Source organism: Halococcus morrhuae DSM 1307 (assembly GCF_000336695.1).
GTDB classification, from domain to species: Archaea; Halobacteriota; Halobacteria; order Halobacteriales; family Halococcaceae; genus Halococcus; species Halococcus morrhuae.
This window is the reverse complement of sequence record NZ_AOMC01000015.1, coordinates 35,892-54,910: the sequence shown is the minus strand read 5'-3', so window position 1 is coordinate 54,910 and position 19,019 is coordinate 35,892. Positions and strand designations below refer to the sequence as shown.

17 protein-coding genes are annotated in these 19,019 nt (G+C 66.7%); 5 read left to right on the top strand and 12 right to left on the bottom strand.

The window, feature by feature from the left end; all coding sequences use genetic code 11:
- Window positions 1-7: 7 nt before the first annotated feature.
- The 3 genes from C448_RS00950 to C448_RS00940 all read left to right on the top strand — a co-directional run bounded on the left by C448_RS00950 (window position 8) and on the right by C448_RS00940 (window position 3,480).
- Window positions 8-973: a DUF5787 family protein gene (locus tag C448_RS00950; RefSeq protein ID WP_004051233.1), complete on the top strand. Its 966-nt coding sequence runs from the start codon at window positions 8-10 to the stop codon at window positions 971-973.
- A 126-nt stretch (window positions 974-1,099) separates the two neighbouring features.
- Complete coding sequence (thsA, locus tag C448_RS00945; RefSeq protein ID WP_004051231.1) at window positions 1,100-2,803, top strand: thermosome subunit alpha; 1,704 nt, start codon at window positions 1,100-1,102, stop codon at window positions 2,801-2,803.
- Between the two features lie 338 nt (window positions 2,804-3,141).
- Window positions 3,142-3,480 carry a hypothetical protein gene (locus tag C448_RS00940; RefSeq protein WP_004051229.1) on the top strand — a complete coding sequence of 113 codons (339 nt, stop codon included), beginning with the start codon at window positions 3,142-3,144 and terminating at the stop codon, window positions 3,478-3,480.
- Here the strand turns inward: C448_RS00940 and lrp are convergent.
- Window positions 3,477-3,932, bottom strand: coding sequence for an HTH-type transcriptional regulator Lrp (lrp, locus tag C448_RS00935; protein ID WP_004051227.1), 456 nt, complete (start codon window positions 3,930-3,932; stop codon window positions 3,477-3,479). The genes C448_RS00940 and lrp overlap by 4 nt on opposite strands.
- Before the next feature lie 125 nt (window positions 3,933-4,057).
- Between lrp and glnA the strand changes: the two genes are divergently transcribed.
- Window positions 4,058-5,428 carry a type I glutamate--ammonia ligase gene (gene glnA / locus C448_RS00930; protein ID WP_004051225.1) on the top strand — a complete coding sequence of 457 codons (1,371 nt, stop codon included), beginning with the start codon at window positions 4,058-4,060 and terminating at the stop codon, window positions 5,426-5,428.
- Here the strand turns inward: glnA and C448_RS00925 are convergent.
- The 8 genes from C448_RS00925 to C448_RS00890 form a co-directional block, all read right to left on the bottom strand.
- On the bottom strand, window positions 5,410-6,321 hold the full coding sequence (locus tag C448_RS00925) for a phosphatase PAP2 family protein (RefSeq protein ID WP_004051223.1): 912 nt from the start codon (window positions 6,319-6,321) through the stop codon (window positions 5,410-5,412). The two genes, glnA and C448_RS00925, sit on opposite strands and share 19 nt — an antisense overlap.
- Window positions 6,322-6,786, bottom strand: coding sequence for a hypothetical protein (locus C448_RS00920; RefSeq protein ID WP_004051220.1), 465 nt, complete (start codon window positions 6,784-6,786; stop codon window positions 6,322-6,324). It lies immediately after the preceding gene.
- Window positions 6,783-7,643, bottom strand: coding sequence for a YihY/virulence factor BrkB family protein (locus C448_RS00915; RefSeq protein WP_152415488.1), 861 nt, complete (start codon window positions 7,641-7,643; stop codon window positions 6,783-6,785). Before C448_RS00915 ends, C448_RS00920 begins: the two co-directional genes overlap by 4 nt.
- Window positions 7,644-7,693: 50 nt before the next feature.
- A complete protein-coding gene (locus C448_RS00910; protein ID WP_004051215.1) occupies window positions 7,694-8,506 on the bottom strand; it encodes a YihY/virulence factor BrkB family protein in 813 nt (270 codons plus the stop codon).
- A gap of 55 nt (window positions 8,507-8,561) precedes the next feature.
- Complete coding sequence (locus tag C448_RS00905) at window positions 8,562-9,404, bottom strand: YihY/virulence factor BrkB family protein (protein WP_004051214.1); 843 nt, start codon at window positions 9,402-9,404, stop codon at window positions 8,562-8,564.
- A gap of 122 nt (window positions 9,405-9,526) precedes the next feature.
- The gene (locus tag C448_RS00900; RefSeq protein ID WP_004051211.1) at window positions 9,527-10,633 is read right to left on the bottom strand and encodes a tRNA (guanine(26)-N(2))-dimethyltransferase; all 1,107 of its coding nucleotides are present in this window, start codon (window positions 10,631-10,633) and stop codon (window positions 9,527-9,529) included.
- A gap of 358 nt (window positions 10,634-10,991) precedes the next feature.
- On the bottom strand, window positions 10,992-12,635 hold the full coding sequence (locus C448_RS00895) for a hypothetical protein (protein WP_004051210.1): 1,644 nt from the start codon (window positions 12,633-12,635) through the stop codon (window positions 10,992-10,994).
- Window positions 12,632-13,366 (bottom strand): ABC transporter ATP-binding protein, encoded by a 735-nt coding sequence (locus C448_RS00890; protein WP_004051208.1) that lies wholly within the window; start codon window positions 13,364-13,366, stop codon window positions 12,632-12,634. The genes C448_RS00895 and C448_RS00890 overlap by 4 nt, the downstream gene beginning before the upstream one ends.
- Window positions 13,367-13,478: 112 nt before the next feature.
- On the opposite strand from C448_RS00890, the gene C448_RS00885 reads away from it, so the two are divergent.
- Window positions 13,479-13,823 carry an SWIM zinc finger family protein gene (locus C448_RS00885; RefSeq protein WP_004051206.1) on the top strand — a complete coding sequence of 115 codons (345 nt, stop codon included), beginning with the start codon at window positions 13,479-13,481 and terminating at the stop codon, window positions 13,821-13,823.
- 17 nt (window positions 13,824-13,840) lie between these two features.
- Here C448_RS00885 and C448_RS00880 read toward each other — a convergent pair whose 3' ends face one another.
- From C448_RS00880 to C448_RS00870, 3 genes are all read right to left on the bottom strand, one after another.
- Window positions 13,841-15,703, bottom strand: coding sequence for a cation:proton antiporter domain-containing protein (locus C448_RS00880; protein ID WP_004051205.1), 1,863 nt, complete (start codon window positions 15,701-15,703; stop codon window positions 13,841-13,843).
- A 142-nt stretch (window positions 15,704-15,845) separates the two neighbouring features.
- Complete coding sequence (locus C448_RS00875; protein WP_004051203.1) at window positions 15,846-18,299, bottom strand: xanthine dehydrogenase family protein molybdopterin-binding subunit; 2,454 nt, start codon at window positions 18,297-18,299, stop codon at window positions 15,846-15,848.
- Complete coding sequence (locus C448_RS00870; RefSeq protein WP_004051202.1) at window positions 18,292-18,840, bottom strand: (2Fe-2S)-binding protein; 549 nt, start codon at window positions 18,838-18,840, stop codon at window positions 18,292-18,294. The genes C448_RS00875 and C448_RS00870 overlap by 8 nt, the downstream gene beginning before the upstream one ends.
- Window positions 18,841-19,019: the final 179 nt, after the last annotated feature.

The following is a 19,019-nucleotide window of genomic DNA, read 5'->3' as shown; positions in this document are numbered from 1 at the left end:
CGTTCCCGTGCGCGAGTTCGCGTTCGAGCTAGCACTGTGTGCCCGCCTCGAAGCCGATATCGAGGGGATCGTGAGCCGCCAGCTTAGCACGAGCCTCAACGGCAACCGGGTGATGGATATCGTCCACGTCGAACCCGGGCCTGATTTCGACGCGCGAGCGCAACTCACCCCACACGAGATCCCCGACGCCGCGATCGAGAGCAACGTCGGCGTCGGCACGGCGCGCTACTGGAAGGACGCCTTCGACTGCCATCCCGAGCGGGCACGGACCGCGACCGACCGGGCGATCGAGATCGGATTCTTCGAACGCGAGCGCCGCGGCGGGCGCGAGTACGTCCGCCAAACGGCGCGCTATCCCGACGACTGGTTCGGCAAACTCGTCGGCATCGAGAACAAACCCGACCTCGGCCGGCCGGGCGATCTCGAAGCCCAGCTCCGCCGGGACGTGAGCCTCGGACTGCTCGACGAAGTGATCCTCGCGACCGCCTCGCACGTGACCGGTGCGCATCTTCATCGGATCCCCGACGAGGTGGGTGTCTGGCGGTTCGACCCCGACCAAGGCATCAGGGAAGTGCTGCGCGAGCCGACAACCCTCTCGCCGACGGAGTGTGGCATCGACATCGGCGACCGCCGACCGACTGAAACGGCGATAGAGCCGGTGGGGCCTGCTGCAAAGGCGCGGGCACGCCGCCGCATCGCCGAACGCGCCTACGGAAAGGGCTGGCGCATCGATGACTTTCCACACTGTGCACAAGTCGAGGACGGTGAATACGCGGGCGCGCGTGGGATGCCGTACTGTGAGTGGAAGGGACGATTCGTCCATCCGGCGGCCGAATGTGGCGTCGAATGTGCGGGTCACGAACCCGGAGCCCCACCCGATGTCGACGTCGACGCGGAACGCGATCGGCGCTCGTCGTGGGTGGCCGATCCCGATGGACGCCAGCGCCGACAGGCGGGCCTCGATCGGTTTTAGTATATAAGGGCTGTCTGCGGTGCGATAGCACACCGTCGAACCGGCGGACGTGAGCGAACACGCCGGTCAAAACCGATGCTTTTATGTAGAACTCCAATCAATCGGTAGGTGACTATGGCTCAGCAGATGGGTAACCAGCCCCTCATCGTACTTTCGGACGATTCACAGCGAACGTCCGGCAAGGACGCACAGTCGATGAACATCACCGCGGGTCAGGCGGTCGCCGAAGCGGTTCGGACGACGCTCGGGCCGAAAGGGATGGACAAGATGCTCGTCTCCGACGCGGGCGACGTCGTCGTCACGAACGACGGCGTCACCATTCTGAAGGAGATGGACATCGAGCATCCGGCGGCGAACATGATCGTCGAAGTCGCCGAGACACAGGAGGACGAGGTCGGTGACGGCACCACGACCGCCGTCGTCGAGGCCGGCGAACTCCTCGAAAAGGCCGAGGACCTGCTCGATCAGGACATCCACGCGACCACGCTCGCACAGGGCTACCGCGAGGCCGCCGAGGAAGCCAAGAGCATCCTCGAAGAGACCGCCATCGACGTCGACGAGAGCGATACGGAGACGCTCGAACAGATCGCCGCGACGGCGATGACGGGCAAGGGTGCCGAGAACTCCCGCGACCTGCTCGCCGAACTCGTCGTCAGCGCCGTGACCGCCATCAGCGACGACGAGGGGATCGACACCGACAACATCCAGGTCGAGAAGGCCGTCGGCGGCAGCGTCGACGAATCCGAACTCGTTGAGGGCGTCATCGTGGACAAAGAGCGCGTCCACGACAACATGCCCTACTTCAAGGAGGACGCGAACGTCGCGCTGCTCGACTCCGCCCTCGAAGTCAAGGAGACCGAGATCGACGCCGAGGTCAACGTCACCGACCCCGACCAGCTTCAGGAGTTCATGGACCAAGAAGAGGAGCAGCTCGAAGAGATGGTCGACCAGCTCGTCTCCGTCGGCGCTGACGTGGTCTTCTGTCAGGACGGTATCGACGACATGGCCCAGCACTTCCTCGCTCAGGAAGGCATCCTCGCCGTCCGCCGCGCGAAATCGAGCGACATCAACCGTCTCGCTCGCTCGACCGGCGCACACGTCGTCTCGAATCTCGACGACATCGAGGAATCCGATCTCGGCTACGCCGGCTCGGTCGCCGAGCGCGACATCGCGGGCGATCAGCGCATCTTCGTCGAGGATGTCGAGGACGCAAAGGCCGTGACGCTCATCCTCCGCGGCGGCACCGAGCACGTCGTCGACGAGATCGAGCGCGCCATCGAGGATTCGCTCGGCGTCGTGCGCGTCACGCTCGAAGACGGCAAGGTGCTGCCCGGCGGCGGCGCACCCGAGACCGAGCTCTCGCTCGGCCTGCGTGACTACGCCGACTCCGTCGGCGGCCGCGAGCAGCTCGCCGTCGAATCGTTCGCCGACGCGATCGACGTCATCCCGCGCACGCTCGCCGAGAACGCCGGTCTCGACCCGATCGACTCGCTCGTCGAGCTCCGCAGCCAGCACGACGGCGGGAGCGACACGATGGGTCTCGACGCCTACACCGGCGAAGTCGTCGACATGGAAGCCGACGGCGTCGTCGAGCCGCTGCGCGTCAAAACGCAGGCGATCGAGTCGGCCACCGAGGCCGCTGTGATGATCCTCCGCATCGACGACGTCATCGCAGCTGGCGACCTCAAGGGCGGCCAGACCGACGACGGCGACGACGGCGGCCCGCCCGCTGGCGGCCCCGGCGGCGCACCCGGCGGTATGGGCGGTATGGGTGGCATGGGCGGTATGGGTGGCATGGGCGGTATGGGTGGCATGGGCGGCATGATGTAAACCCACTTTTTGCATCACTCGCGGGCCTTCGGCCCGCTCGCTCGCAAAAACTTGGGAAAAAGACCGCACCGCAACCGCAACGAACCGCACTGCGGCCGCGACCGCACCTGCACCGCAGAAGCCCTCGGCGCGCGGAGCGCGCCTCGCCCTTCATCCGCCAGGGATGCGGTGTTTACCGGTCTACGATCGTGTTGTAACTGCGACCGCACCGCGGCTGCAACCGTACTGCACCGCGACTGCATCGCGGCCGCACCGCAACCGCTCGGCGACCGACGCCGAGGTCGATTTTTCAGTAATTAGCCAGCGACGATTTACTGTTGTAGTGCATTGGAACAGTCATGAGCCACCGTTTTCGTTTCGAGCGGCCGGCGTACGCCGAGCTGGTGATCGCGGTGGTCGTCGTCTGGGGCGTCTGTGACGGGCTCTCGACGCTGTTGGCCGCGGAGTTCGCGGGCGCGCATCTGGAGGCGAACCCGTTCATCAGATCGCTGCTGTCGATGCCGGCGCTCGCGTTCGCCGTGCAGCTCGGCGGCGCGGTCGCGGCGGGTGCGATCGCACTCGCCGGCGAACGGTTCATCAGAACCGTCCCTGGCTGGCGTGTCTGGTTCGCCGTCCTCATCGGTGGTGGGATCGGCGTGACGGGATTGAACCTGCTGGTCGCGTTCGCGGTCGTTTAGTCCGTATCGAGCTCGAACTGTTCGTGTTCGCTCACGGTGTTGAGCACGATGTTCGTGTTCGACTCGTTGATGTCGGGATCGGTGAGCAGCGTTTTGATGCGATCGTTCATCTCGTCGGTGTCTCGGAACTTGCCGATGGCGACGACGTCGTGATCGCCGGTCACTTCGTAGACCGAGAGCATCTGGTCGTGCTCGCGCAGGCGTTCGGTGATGTCGGGAAGCGAACTGCCCTCGACTTTGAGCTGGAGGATCGCGGTCACGTCGTAGTCCAGCCCGGCGTAGTCGACGACCGGTACGTAGCCCCGGATCACGCCATCGTTTTCGAGATTCGAGAGGTGGTTCGACACCGTCGTGACCGAGACGTCGAGCTCGTCGGCCAGACTCCGTAGGCTTGCCCGACCGTCGTCGAGCAGCGCGTTCACCAGCTCCGTGTCGAGGTTCTCGTAGGTCATTGCACCGCGTTTCGCGTCCGGGGAGTAAAACTTTACGAACATCCAGTTTTGTTCCGTCGATCAATATTTGCGACGAACAGTAGGGCTTTTGTCTCCGGTAGTATCCTACTGAGTAGGCACAAACGATGACAAACGGAACACCGAACTCTGACGGCCTCTCTGCGGCCGCCAGGCGCGTTCTCGAAGAGATCGACGAACAGAACGTCGACTTCCTCAGACTCCAATTCACCGACATCCTCGGCACCGTCAAGAACGTCTCGATCCCCGCCACGCAGGCCGAGAAGGCCTTCACGGAGGGGATCTACTTCGACGGTTCGAGCATCGAGGGCTACGTCAGGATCCAGGAATCGGATATGCGGCTCACGCCCGACCCGTCGACGTTCGCCGTACTCCCGTGGCGCGACCACGACGACGGCACCGCGAGCGCACGACTCATCTGCGACGTGATGAACACCTCGACCGGCGAGCCGTTCGTCGGCGACCCGCGCGGCGTGCTCAAGGGCGCGATCGACCGCGCCGCCGAGATGGGCTACGACATCAACGCCGCACCGGAGCCCGAGTTCTTCCTGTTCGAACAGGCCGAGGACGGCAGCGCCACCACCGTGACGAACGACGCGGGCGGTTACTTCGATCTCGCCCCGAAGGACCTCGCGAGCGACGTGCGCCGCGACATCATCTACGGGCTGGAGGAGATGGGCTTCGATATCGAGGCCTCCCACCACGAGGTCGCCGAGGGCCAACACGAGATCAACTTCACCTACGACGACGCGCTCACGACCGCCGACAACGTCGCCACCTTCCGGGCCGTGGTGCGTGCCATCGCGGCCGAACACGACCTGCACGCGACCTTCATGCCGAAACCGATCGCACGCGTCAATGGCTCGGGCATGCACACGCATCTCTCGCTCTTCTCGGGCGGCGAGAACGCCTTCCACGATCCCGACGACGAGTTCGATCTGAGCGGGACGGCCAAACAGTTCCTCGCCGGAATCCTGGAGCACGCGCCGGCGATCACGGCGATCTGTAACCCCACCGTCAACAGCTACAAACGGCTCGTGCCGGGCTACGAGGCCCCGGTCTACATCGCGTGGTCGGATCGCAACCGCTCCTCGCTCATCCGCAAGCCCGCCGCGCGCACGCCCGCAGCCTCGCGGGTCGAACTCCGCTCGCCGGACCCCTCCTGTAACCCGTATCTCGCGCTCGCGGTGATGATCCACGCCGGTCTCGAAGGCATCGAGCGTGATCTCGCGGTCCCGGATCCGGTGCGCGAGAACATCTACGAGTTCAACGCCGAACGCCGTGCCGAACACGGGATCGAGACGCTGCCGACGACGCTCTCACAGTCGCTCGACGCGCTCGAAGCCGATTCGGTCGTCACCGATGCGCTCGGCGAGCACGTCACCGAGAAGTTCCTCGAAGCCAAGCGCTCCGAGGTGATGGACTACCGCGTGTCGGTCAGCGAGTGGGAGAAGGAGCGCTACCTCGAAACGTTCTGAGTCGGCCCGTCCTCCTTTTCACGCCCACCGATCCGTTCGTCGAGAACCGGCATCGCGACGACGCCCGCACCGACGACCGTGCCGGCGAGCGCCGTGACCACCACGCCGATATCGAGCAGGTAGACCGCAACGAAGCCCCCGCCGAGGACGAGTATTCCGAGAACGCCGACGCCGAAACCCATCGGACCGCTGTTCGCCAGCCGGTCGCCGACGGCCTCCCAGACCGCGAGCGCACCGGCGGTCGCCCCGAGCGCCAGCGCACCGTCGGCGCTCACCGTCCCGAGAAGCGCCACCACGGCAATGGTTGCGGCGATCCGGAACGCTCGTCGTGCCCGCCTGCGGGCGAGCGTCAGGACGATTCCGAGATACGCCAGTCCGAACCCGATGCCGGCGAGTACGTCGACGAGATAGTGGACGCCGAGCACCAGTCGCGCGAGACAGACGACGGCGACGATCGTTCCGGCGACGAGCGCGCGACGGGCGCGTGTGCCGACATCGAGGACGGCGGCGAGCCCGCCCCAGACGACCGTCGCGGTGAGCGCGTGGCCGCTCGGGAAGCCGTAGCCCGTCGCGGTCGCCGCGTTGGTGTAGATCGCGTGGAGGAACGCAGGCACGTGCTCCAGTGCCGTGGCCTCGCCGGCCAGCGGTGGCCGTGCCAGCGCGAAGAGCTGTTTCGCCACGACGATGAGCGAAAGCCCGCCGAACGCGACCGCGATCAGCAACGCTCCGCGTTCGCGCGGGAGTGAAAGTGGTGAGCGTTCACCGAACCAGTACAGGAGGGTGAGCAACCCGAGGACGAACCAGACGTCGGCAAGTTGTGTGAGAACGGCGAACGCGAGCCTGAACGCGTCGGGGAGCGCGTCGAGCGCCTCGGTGACCCCGAGGCCGCGCATCTACGAGCGAAAGTCCCGGATTCGGTCGGTGAGCCGTCCCGGCGCGCCGAGCGCCGCGCCGGTGAGCCCGACGAGCACCATCAGGACGTAGAGGCCGAGCGTCGAGAGCCAGACGACGAGCATCGCGAGGATCGCCCAGCCGCCGCTGAGATAGGCGAACGCACCGATCGTCATGGCGGTGCCGTAGAGAAGCACGAGATAGGGACCCCAGCCGCGGGCGTGACCGCGGCGCTGGCGCTTGCGGACGTACTGCTTCAGATCGCTTTCGAGCGTGTCGCGCTTGATGATGCGCCCTTCGACCTCGTCGGCGAACGCGACGACGTCCTCGCGCAACGCCTCGACGTCGTCGAGGGTCGCGTTCCGATCGTCGCTCTCGCGATCGTGGTCGCTCTCGCGCACCGCCTCGCTCACCATCGACTCTTCGTCCGTCGCTTCGTCGTGGTCGGATTCAGTGTCCTCGTTCATGGTCTGCCTCCGGCTTTCAGCCGCGCCGCCAACCCCTCGTCGCTCGGTTCGTCCGCCCCACCGGTCCGCCCGGCGAGAACCGCGTTCAACACCACGCCGAGCAGCAGTATCATCCCGGCGAAATACAGCAGCGTGACGAGCAACAGCACCGCGCCGATCACCCCGTAGGCCTCGTAGCTACCGGCGTTGGCGGCGTAAAACCGGAAGCCGATCTGGAGAACCGTCCAACCGACGGCGGTAAAGAGCGCGCCCGGGAGCGCCTCGCGCACGGTCACGCCGCCGCCGGGGAGGAAGTAGTAGAGCGGCAACAGCGTGAGCGCGAGCCCGAGCAGCGTCGCCAGCGTGCCGGCGAGACCGACCGCCGAGACGCCCGCGACGGTCACGTCGACCGGCGAGAGCGAGACGACCGCCCCGACGCCGACGGTGATGGCGATGCCGAGCACGACGGCGACGAGCGTGACGAGCCCGTTTTTCAGCTGTGTCGCGAGGCCCGGCGAATCGCGCCCGTAAGCCCGCGAGAAGGCAGTATCGAGCCCGCGAAACACCTTGAGCGCGCTCCAGAGCAGGGCGAGCACGGAGACGATCGTCGCACCGCCGGCCCCGCTCCGATTGCTGATGGCATCGCTCACGAGTCCCTGTCCGCTCGGCGAGAGCGCGCCGCCCGCCGCCTGCGCGATGCTGTCGGCCATCGCGTCCCCGCCGGCGAACGACACGGCGACGAGCAACAGCAACACGAGCGGGATCAGCGAGACGAACGCGTAGTACGCGAGGCTTGCGGCGAGGAACGTGATCTCCTTGTCCTGCACTTCACCGACGAACGTCCGGCCGAAGGAGGTCACGCGCGCGCTGGTACTCACGACCGCGCATTCGACCGAGGGGTACATAAATCGGCGGGAAGCCGTCCGGCTCACCGGTCGACCGGCAGCCAATCCCCGTCGAGATCGGCGCGATCGGTGAGAGTGGCGTTCAACGCCGCACCGATCAGCAGTGCGAACCCGCCGACGTAGAGCCAGACGAGGATCAACAGCACGGCGCTGGCCGCACCGTAGAGCTGCGGTAGCGTCGAGATCGAGGTGTAGTAGCCGAACAGGGATTGGAGCACGGTCCACGCCGCGGCGGCGAAGATCGTCCCCGGGAGGATCTCCACTACACCGCTATCGACGTCGGGCAGGATGTAGTAGAGTGGGACGAACACGACGGTGAACACGGCGAAGACGACGATCGGTCCGAGGGTGTTCCACAGCCGGGTTTCGACGAACAGCGACAGCACGACGCCGCCGACGACCATCGCCACCACCGCGACGACGATGACGATGAACACGAGCACGATGTCGACGAGGGTTCCCACCAGCGAGCGCTCGCCCTGGGTGCCGTAGATGCCGCTGAAGGCGGTGTTGAGCGCCCGGAAGGTCAACAGTGCGCCCCAGAGGAACACGGCGGCGCTGAGGATCGTCGCGCCCTGATCGGCCGCACCGAAGACGATCCCCTGCAACAGTTCGGCGTTCTCGGGAACGAGCGTGCGCGTCGCCCGCATGATGGCACGTATCGCGAGTGCATCGCCGGCGAGCGTCGAGATGGCGACCACGAGCAACAACAGCAGCGGCACCAGCGAGATGAACGTGAAGTATGCGAGGCTCGCCGCCGTCAGGACGATCCGCTCGCGGCGCGCGAGCGCGATGACGTCGGCGAGAACGGCCACGACGTCGTCGGTCCTCGACACGACCCGCTTTGGCGATCGAGACGTAAGTACGACCCGCGCCCGGCGCTGCTGTCGATTAGCGATGGGCCGTCGGCAGCCACTCGGCATCGGGATCGACGCGATCGGCGAGCGTGGCGTTGAGCGCCGCGCCGACCAGCAGCGCCAGCCCGCCGACGTAGAGCCAGGTCAACAGGAGCAACACGCCGCCGGCGACGCCGTAGAACTGCACGCTGCTCGACGTCGTCGCGTAAAGTCGGACGACGACCGCCGAGACCGTCCAGACGAGCGCTGCGAGCAAGGTTCCAGGAAAGATCTCGGCGAGCGTGACGCCCTCGACCTCCGGCAGGAGGTAGTAGAGCGGGGCGAAGACGACCGCGAGCGTGACGAACAGGAACAGTGGGCTGGCCACTCGCAGGAGGAGGCGGTCCTTGACCGTGAGCGCGAGCGCGCCGCCGATGAGCGCGAGCGCGACGGTCGCGAGCCCCACGGTGACGAACACGATCACCGCGTCGACCGCCTTGTCGACGAGCGAGACCTCTTCGCGCTCGTCGTAGACCGCCGCGAACGCGCCGTCGAGTGCGCCGAACGTCCTGAGCGCGCTCCACGCGAGGATGACCGCCCCGAGCACCGCCGCGCGGAACCGTCCCTGGGTGTTCGCGAGCAGCGTCTTCGGCACCGAGACGCCGCTCGGTAGGACGGTCCCCGACGCCGTTCCCGAGAGCTGTCCGAGCAGCCCGTGGCCGAACAGCGAGAGCGCGATGACCGAAAAGAGCAGCAGGGGGACGAGCGCAGTGAAGAGGTAGTAGGCGAGGCTCGCGGCCATGAGCGTGATCTGCTCCTGTCTGGCGACCGCGACGACCGTTCTGCCGATCGAGAGCAGGTCGTCCGTCCGCGAGCTCGTGGTGCTGCCGGTCTGCACACCCACCGTTCAGCGTGCGCCGGTATGAACCCCACCGACTTCGATTCGGGTGATCGTGGTGCTGGCTGATCGGAACGCGCCGGTCGATCGGAGTGTGTCGGCCGCTCAGGCCGTGTCGATCTTCAGGCCATGTCGGCCGTCGTGGTCGCGCGTTCGATCTCGGCGACCGTCGCGTCGGTCTTGAACGCCGTCCCGTGGTAGTGCGCCCGCGAGGCTTCGTAGCCCGCCTCACGGAGCCGGGCCAGAAAGTCGTCCATCGCGCTCGCCGAACGCGTCCACTGCCGGCAGAGGCGGTGTTGATCGTAGTGTGTGGGCAGTTCGAGTTCGCCGTCGAGGGTTTCGAGCAGGTCGCGAGCGCGCTCGGCAGTGCCCATCTCGTCGGTGACCTGCTCGCGAACGCGCGCGAGGAACTCGTTTTCGTGGACGGGACCGAGCCAGAGCGGGCCGGCGGTCCGCACCCGTCCGCCGCAGGCCGGGCACTCCTCGGGTGGATGCGCGATGAGTCCCTCCTGGCTCTCGCGGTGGAGACACGAAAAGCAGTGGTGAACGTAGCCCATCCCGTCGAGCGCGTCGTTGGCGTCGCTGGCCCGCCGCGACAGTGAGAGATACGTCCGGACGTAGTGGCTCGTCGCGTGGCTCAACACCGGGATGGCGGCGACGTCGTACCGCGCGGCGGTGCGGACGAGCGCACCCAGAAGGATTCGGAGCCCCATCTCGGCGTGATACTCCGTGTTCTGCGGGACGGCGCTGTACGAGCGAACGCCGCTTTCCTTGTGTGCCCCACACAGCGGCGCGGTATCGGTCGCGGTGACGCAGACCAGCTTGCGCGCCCCCCGAAAGGCGGCGTCGGCGAACGGGATCGGCGTGCCGAACGGGTCGAGATCGACGACATCGAACCCTTCCTCGGAGAGCAGCGCGTTCACGTTCCGGTTTACAACTTCCCCGTCGAGCTCGTTCCGATCGAGGTTCGTCCGACAGAGTTCGGTCGCATCCCCATCGCGATCACAGAGCGTTACCTCGTACCCCTCCCCGGCGGCGCGGACACCCCGTGCACCGGTCGCGGCGTGCGCATCGAGATACGAGTCGCAGTCCTCCCCGACCGCCCGCAGCACCGCCACCGTGAGGTCGCGGTTGAGCTCCTGTTCGGAGTTGAAAAAGACGCCCTCGCCGATGCCCGCTTCTGGCTGTTCGGGCACCGTGAGGTCGAGACCGCCTTCGGTGACGTGCATATCGCCGCTCGGTCTTCGAGCGCGAAAAACGGTCTGTCCTCGATCGCACGATATTCATCCATTTCATCAGGTCGTCGAGTACGGGCCGAAAGCACATCTTGATCAGGATTATCTGCTTGGTTCGACAGAGACGATCTGTGAGGCGGCTGAAACGGCTGTCCTGACAGCACTGATCCTGACGACAATGCGAAACCGCAACCGCCCCGCACGGCCCACACACCTCCCCAGCCGATTCGCTCACTCGCTACGCTCGTTCGCTCATCCCTCGCGCGTTCTCCGGCCTTCGGCCGGATTCATCGCGCGCCACCGCTACCAATTCGATTTTGATAGTTGGGAAAATCTCGATTCGATTCTGGATTCAGGCGAGCGTGTAGCTCTCGAAGCGCCGTGCGACGTACCGATAGGCGAGCGGCGGGGCGACGACCACGAGCCCGATGGCGGCGGCAGCGCCGACGACGCGGAGCACCGGCGGGGCGATGGCGACCGAAAGCCCGGCGAATCCCGCGATGATCTCGATGATGGTGGAGAGAACGGCTGCACCGCCCGGGATCAGCGCGATCGCGGCCCCGAGAGCGCCGACGGCCACCGCGACCGTGTAGCAGGCGAAGGCGGTCTTGCTCGGGATCACCACCTCCCGACTCCGGCTGACGCTGACCGCTCCGAAGCGTGGGAACCGAGTGCCGATCGCCAGCGCGAGGAGCGGGCCGACGAGACAGAGCACCGCGCTCACGGCGGTGAGCAGCAGCCAGCGCGCCGGCGCGAGCGGACTCAGCACGCCGGCAACCCCCGTCACCACGACAACGAGCGGCAGGCCGACCGTCGCCACCGCGATGACGTGTCCGCGCACGAACTGCCCGCCACGAACCCCGGTCGTGAGCGTCACCGGCAGCAGCGCTCCCTCGTCGCCGAACGGGTTGAGCGCCGCTGCGCCGACCGCCCACGCTCCGTACAGCGCCAGCAGGATCGGCAGCGACGCCGGCACCGATCCCGTGGTGAACGCCTGCTGGAGCGGCGCGAACAGGAAGAAGAGCGGATAGGCGACGTAGATCAGCCGGATCGGCGCGCGCTTCGTCCGCCGCCAGACCTTCTCGACGACCGCGCGCGTCGGGCCCGCGGCGATCCGCGAGAGCACCGTCGCGTCGGTATCGCTTTCCTCGTAGGTCCGCGTTCCGGGCTGTGCCCTGTCGGCGTACCAGAGCCGCTCGACCGCGCGCACGTCGATCGCCAGCAGGAGGGGGACGCCGATCGCGACCAGCGCGATTGCGCCGGCCATCCGTGGCAACGACGGCGCGACGCCGGGAATCCCGACCACGAGCAGGTCGCCGAACCACGCCGTCGGCGCATCGCGCAGTAGCGCCGATAGTTGGAACAGGGCACGGCCGACCGTCTCCGAGGAGACCGCGACGAAATACGCGAGCAGGGCGACGACCGCGATGACGGACTTGTATCGCGTGAGCAGTTCGGACTGGCCGACGACGATCTTGATGACCACACCCACGATGTGTCCAGCGAGCAGCGCCGTCGCGAACACCGCCAGAACGGCCACGACGACGCTGACGAACGCCGTCGGCGCGCCGATGCCGAGCGCGAGCGCGCCCGCCACCACGAGCACCGGCACAGCCACGATCGAGAGCACGCGTGCGGATTCGGCGAGCAGCAATCCCCCGAGAACGTCGGGGGCCGGCACGGTCGTCAGCATGCCCGTCTCGTGCTCGATCCGGGCGGTCTTGCCGACGGCGCGCTGGGCGATCAGGAACACTGGCCCGAGCCACGCCAGCGCGAGCGCGCTGCGCGCCCCATCGAGCACCGGCAGCGTCTCGATCAGTCGCTCGCCGGCCGTGTAGGCGAGATAGCTCCCGCCGACCGTCGGCAGCCCGACGAACAGCAGGAGAAAGGCCCCAAATCCGAGCAGCTGCGTCGTGTTCTGCGTCATCGCGCGCAGGCTCCGGCGGTACTCGACGCGCGCGATGGTGAGACTCCGCCCGACCGTTGGCCAGTTCATTGGGCTTCCACCGGCCGCTCGCTCGTCACGTCGAGGAAGGCGTCCTCCAACGTGCGCTCCTCCTCGGCGCGGTGGGTGAGTCGCTCCGGGGAATCCTCCGCGACGAGCGATCCATCGCTGAGCACGCCGACGGTGTCGGCGAGTCGCTCGACAACAGGTAAAATGTGTGTCGAGAGGAAGACGGTGGCACCGCGGTCGGTGAGCTCGCCGATGAGATCGTAGACCGTGCGCGCGGCGCGCGGATCGAGCCCCGAAGTCGGCTCGTCGAGGAAGACCACGCTCGGCTCGTGGACGAGCGCCTGGATCAGCGCCGTCTTCTGTTTCATCCCCTTCGAGTACGTCCCGACCCGTTCGTTCGCGTCGGCGGCGAGATCGAGCCGGTCGAGCAGCGTCTCGATGCGGTCGTCGCCGTCCACGTCGCGGAGATCGGTGATGTAGCGCAGCTGCTCGCGCGCGGTGAGCTCGTCGTACAGCGGCGGCTCCTCGGGGAGAAAGCCGATCTCGGGGACCACTGCCTCGCGGTTCTCGATCGAATGACCGGCGACGCGGGCCGTCCCGCTCGTCGGCCGGACGAGCGTCGTTAGCATCCGCATGGTCGTCGTCTTGCCCGCCCCGTTCGGCCCCAGAAAGCCGTAGACGGAGCCGGCGGGCACCGTCAGATCGACCCCTGAGACGACGGTCGTCTCGTCGAAACGCTTCGTCAGGCCGTCGGTTTCGATGGCGGGCGGCATACGGGCAAATAAGTCAATCGTCGTAAAAATATTTTCATCCGACGCGATCGCCGTCCGAACATCCCGCCCCGCCCATCGAACGGGTTTTCATCCGCCGGCGCGAACGCCCGCTGTGACCGCAACCGAGTGGCAGCGCGCGCTCGACGACGCCGGCGAGCTCGATCCGTCGATCACCGAGCGCATCATCGACACGCACGGCGACCGCGGCGTCAGAGCCATCGAGGCGGTCGCCGAACGGCGCGTCAAGCAATATCTCGATTTCACCGTCGTGGTGGGCCACTCCGACGAGTACGTCGTCGAGGACGGCGGCTGTACCTGCAAGGATTCGGCCTACAACCTCGACGCCGACGACGAGAGTCAGCGCTGCTGGCACGTCCTCGCCGCCGCCATCGCCCGCCGTGTCGGCGCGCTCGACCACCACGACATGTGGTACTCCGACGTCCGCGAATTTCTCTGAGTTCGACCCGTCGATCGCTACCCGGTCCGCCCGAATAGTGCACGGGCGTCGTCGACGGCCTCGGTCCGGCCGAGCAACGTAACGGTGTCGCCGCGCTCCAGATCGAAATCGTCGCCCGGATAGTGGTTCGTGCCGTCGCGGTTCACGAGCGCGAGCAGACACTCGCTCGGGAGATCGTTTCTGACCGCGGCGATCGACCGGCCCACGGTTGCGTCGGCGGTGACGTCGACCTCGCGGACGTCGCCCGACTGTCCCAACTCGACGGTCCACTTCAGGAGTGCGGGACGCTCGACGAGGTTGTCGATCGCCCAGATCGCCGATTCCGTCGGCGAGATCGCCCGAACCCCGAGATCCTCGAAGGCATCGGTGTTCTCCGGTTCGTTCACCCGCGCGATGATGTGATCGACGTCGAACGTCGAGCGAGCGAGCTGTGCAGCCAGCAGGTTCGCGTCGTCGTCGCCGGTTGCGACGACGAGGAGTTTCGCGTCGGCGACGCCGACATCGCGGAGCGTCTCGGCGACGGTCCCGTCGCCGACGTGGACCGTATGGCCGTCGTCGCGCGCCCGACGGGCGATGTCGGCGTCGCTCTCGATCAGGACCGGGTTTTCACCGTGTGCGTCGAACCGCTCGGCGAGGCCACGCCCGACCGTGCCGCCGCCGACGATGACGATCTGCATGGGCACCACGTCGAGCGCCGACGCAATATATGGTGCCAATCCGCCTTCGAGGACGACCGTCGCGAGGATCACGAGAAACACCGTCCCGACGAGCGTCGTCGCCTGCTCCGGAAGTCCGGCATCCGTGAGTTCGACGGCAAACAGCGTCGCGACCGATGCGGGGATGATCCCGCGCGGCCCGATGAGACTCATGAACAGGCGCTCGTCGCGGCTGAACTGGCGGCCGCGCGTCGAGATGAACACCAAAAGTGGCCGGATGACGAACATCACCGCCACGACGACCACCAGCCCGCCGACGCCGAGCGCGGCGATGTCATCGAACGACAGCAGCGCGGCCAGCGCGATGAAGATGAACGAGAGCAACAGCGTGGTGACGTCGCCTTTGAACTCACTGATCGTCTCCTTGTAGGGAACGTCGAGGTTCCCAAGCGCGAGACCGGCGGTGGCGGCCGCGGCGATGCCGGCCTCCTCGGCGAGCAGGGTCGCTCCGGCGTAGGCGACGAACGCACCCGCGAGCGCGAGTAGGCGTGCGTTCTGGGCGGCGTTGCCCGCCGCACGATCGACCGCCCGGATCAGCGATCGCAGGACGACCGCGACGAGCGCGCCGACGACGATCCCGATGGCAAGTCGCGCGGCGAACTCTTCCAGAAACGCGATCCGCGTCGGCTGCTCGGCGAGCACGACCTCGAACGAGACGTACGCGAGGATCGCCGCGGTCACGTCGTTGACGACGCCCTCGAACGAGAGCGCGTTCGCCACGGAGTCCCGCACCGCAACCACGTCGAGGATCGGATCGATGACGGTCGGGCCGGTCGCGACGAGCAACGACCCGATCAGGAAGGCGAGATCCCACGGCGTGCCGAGCGCGAACCGCACCGTGATCGCGGTGCCGACCAGCGAGATCAGCGCGCCGACGGTGATGAGACGAAGCCGCGTCGACCGCGTCGCCTTGAGGTCCTCATAGCGGAGATGGAAGGCTCCCTCGAAGACGATGAGCGCGACCGAGAGATCGACGATCACCGGGAGCGCGACGCCGAACGCCTCGCGCGTGACGATGCCGAGCCCCTCGGGGCCGAGGACGATCCCGGCGACGATGAGGAAGATGATGCTCGGAATGCGGTAGCGATCGGCCAGCACCTGCGCGAAGATGCCGATCGTGAACACCAGGGCGACGAGCGCAACGAGGAGTTCGACGCGTGCCATGTGATCGTCCCGTCCTTATGTCGGAACGGCAGACACGGAAAACGATTCGGTCGTTCGTCGGATGGCTATCGGGAGTTTGCCCCACCCTCACTGCTGCGAGGGAAAAAACGGTAGCGAGAACCGATCGGCGACATCGGTGGCTTCAGTCGGCGGCCTCGTCCGCCGTGTCGAGTTTCGCCTCGATCTTCTCGGCGGTGATCGGCAGGTCGCTGACACGGACGTCGACGGCGTTGCGGATGGCGTTGCTGAGTGCCGGTGGCACGCCGTTGACCGGGATCTCGGCGACGGATTTCGCGCCGAACGGCCCCGTCGGCTCGTGGGTCTCGACGATGATCGACTCGATCGGTGGCTGGTCGTCGGCCGTCGGCATCCCGTAGTCACGGAAGCCGAGGGTTTCGGGCGTGCCGTCCTCGTCGAACGAGTAGCCCGAGGAGACGGCGAGCTCGTAGCTCATGTGCAGCGCACCCTCGATCTGACCCTCGACGAGGTCCGGATTGATCGCGACGCCACAGTCGACGGCGTAGACGAGATCGTGGATCTCGAACTCGCCGGTGCGATCGTCGACGGTAACGTCGACGAACTGTGCGCCGAACGGCGGCGGCGATTCGTCGGTGCTGTGGCTCGCCTCGCCCATCACCTGTGCGCGCTCGTCGTCGCCGTAGATCGAGCCGTAGCCGACCTCTTCGAGCGTGACCGACTCGCCGGTACGCTCGGCGTGGACCGCGCCATCGCGCGCTTCGAGCGTCTCCGGGGGCTCGTCGAGCAGCTTCGCGGCGAACTCAAGCAGCTGCGTGCGTGCCTTCTCGGCGGCTTTCTTGACTGCCTGCCCGGTGACGTACGTCGTCGAGGAGGCGTAGGCACCGTAGTCGAACGGTGAGACGTCCGTGTCCGACGGCTGGACGAGCACGTCCTCGGGCGGCGCTCCGAGCACCTCGCCGGCGATCTGGGCCATCGCGGTGTCCGCGCCGGGACCGATATCGACGGCACCGGTCTGAAGGATGAACGATCCGTCCTCGTTCATCTTGATGTGTGCGGCACCGAGCTCGTCGCCGGCGACACCGCTTTTCTGTGCGGTGAGCGCGACGCCACAGGCCCGGTGGAGATGCTCCTCGTCGGGCTGTTCGACCTCGTCCCAGCCGATCGCTTCCTTCCCGCGGTCGATGCACTCGCCGAGCCCGCACGAGCGGATCCGGCGGGTGTGTTCACCACCCGAGAGCACCCCGGAGGCGTCGTCGATGTCGCCCTCCTCGATGCGGTTGCGCGCGCGAAGCTCCAGGGGATCCATGTCGAGCTCGTGGGCGACCTCGTCCATGTGGCCTTCGAGGGCGAAGTGACCCTGTGGCGCGCCGTAGCCGCGGATCGCGCCCGCGACCGGGAGGTTCGTGTGAACCGCCGTCGCCTCGAAACGAATGTTCGGTGCGTGCGTGTACAGCGGCAGCGGTTTCGAGCCGACCGAGCTGCCGACCGTCATCCCGTGTGGCCCGTACGCCCCGGAGTTCGTCACCGCCGACAGGTCGAGCGCCTCGACGTCACCCTCGTCGGTGACGACGCTGCGCATGCGCACGCGGGCGGGTCGGCGCGAACGGAGCGCGTAGAACTGCTCGCGACGGGTCGTTTCGAGCTTCACCGGCCGACCGGCGGCCTCCATCAGCGCGATCGTGATCGGCTCGATCAGCATCGACTGCTTTGCACCGAAGCCGGCACCGATGCGGGGTTTGCTCACGCGGATATCCCTGATCGGCACGTCGAACAGATGCGAGAGCTGTCGGCGCGTGTGGTAGGGCACCTGCGTGCTCGTGATGAGGTGATAGCGAGCGTCCTCGTCACGGTGGGCGATCGTCGTGTGCGGTTCGGGGACGCAGTGTGACTGGTAGGGGAGTTCCCACTCGGTTTCGGTCACGATCCGGTCGTCGCTGTCGGCGGCTGCCTCGAACGCACCCGCCACGTCGCCGATCTCGCCCTCGATGTGCGATTCGATGTTGCGCTCGTAGTCCGCGCCGGGCTGATGGTTCTCGATGTTGTCGGGATCGTGGATCTGCGGCGCGTCGGGGTTGGTCGCCGCAGCGGTATCGAAGACCCCCTCCTCTTCCTCGTAGCTGACCTCGATCGCGCGCGTCGCCCGGTCGGCGGTGTCGCCGTCGACGGCAGCGACCGCGGCGATCGGATCGCCGACGTAGTTGACCTCCCGCCGGAGCACGTGCAGGTCCCAGGGGCTCGGCTCGGGGTAGGGCTGGCCGGAGGAGGTGTACGGTTTGTCGGGTACCTCTTCCGAGTCGGGTGTGACGACGGCGTAGACACCCTCCATCTCCTCGGCGGCGCTCGCGTCGATCTCGGTCACGCGCCCGTGTGCGATGTCCGAGCGCAGCACCGAGCCCGCGGCGAGATCGGGGAAATGCTTGGCGTAGTCGGCGGTGTATTTCGACTCGCCGGTGACGATCTTGCGCGCGTCGTCTTTCTCCTCGCGCTCGGAGATCGTCTGGCGATCGCTCGCCGGCTTGCGGTTGTTCGGTGCTTCGTCCCACTCCATCGGATGTTCGCTCTCGGCCGCGGCGGTGTGCTGGCGTTCGCTGCTGCCGGCGTCGTCGGGTTTACTCATCGTTCACCCCACAGCCACAGCCCGAACAGGATACGTCGTCGACGGGCTGGCCACCGTCGGCGGCGACCGCGGTGTCGCCGTCCATCCGCTCGGCCGCGTCCTCGACGGCGTCGAGTATCTTCTCGTAGCCGGTGCAGCGACAGAGGTTGTCCGAGAGCGCCGCGCGGATCTCCTCCCTGTCGGGATCGGGGTTCTCCTCCAGGAAGTCCCGCGAGCGCATGATCATCCCGGGAATGCAGAAGCCACACTGGAGTGCAGCGTTGTCGACGAACGCCGACTGTACCGGGTGGAGATCGTCTTGGCTGCCGAGGCTCTCGATCGTCTCGACGGTCGCGCCGTCGATCGTCGCGACCGGTTCGATACAGGACATCGTCGATTCACCGTCGACGGTGACGGTGCAGAAGCCGCAGTTGCCCGTATCACAGCCGCGTTTCGCGCCGGTGTAGCCGTTCTTCCTGAGGACGTCGAGCAGCGAATCCGACCGCTCGGCCTCGAAGGTCCGTTCCTCACCGTTGAGCGTGAGGTCGATTTCTACTGTCATGGTCGTTTAGGTTGTTTATCGCCGTTCAGCGGGGCGCTCCCGCCGTGAGACGTCTGGCTGTGGTGTGGTTTCGATACACATAACTGTTGTGCCTAAACGTTTATTATCCAAAAGGTTCATGACGATATCGTTTTGGTTCCTCATAATTAAATATACGGTATGGATGTCGGATATCTGGC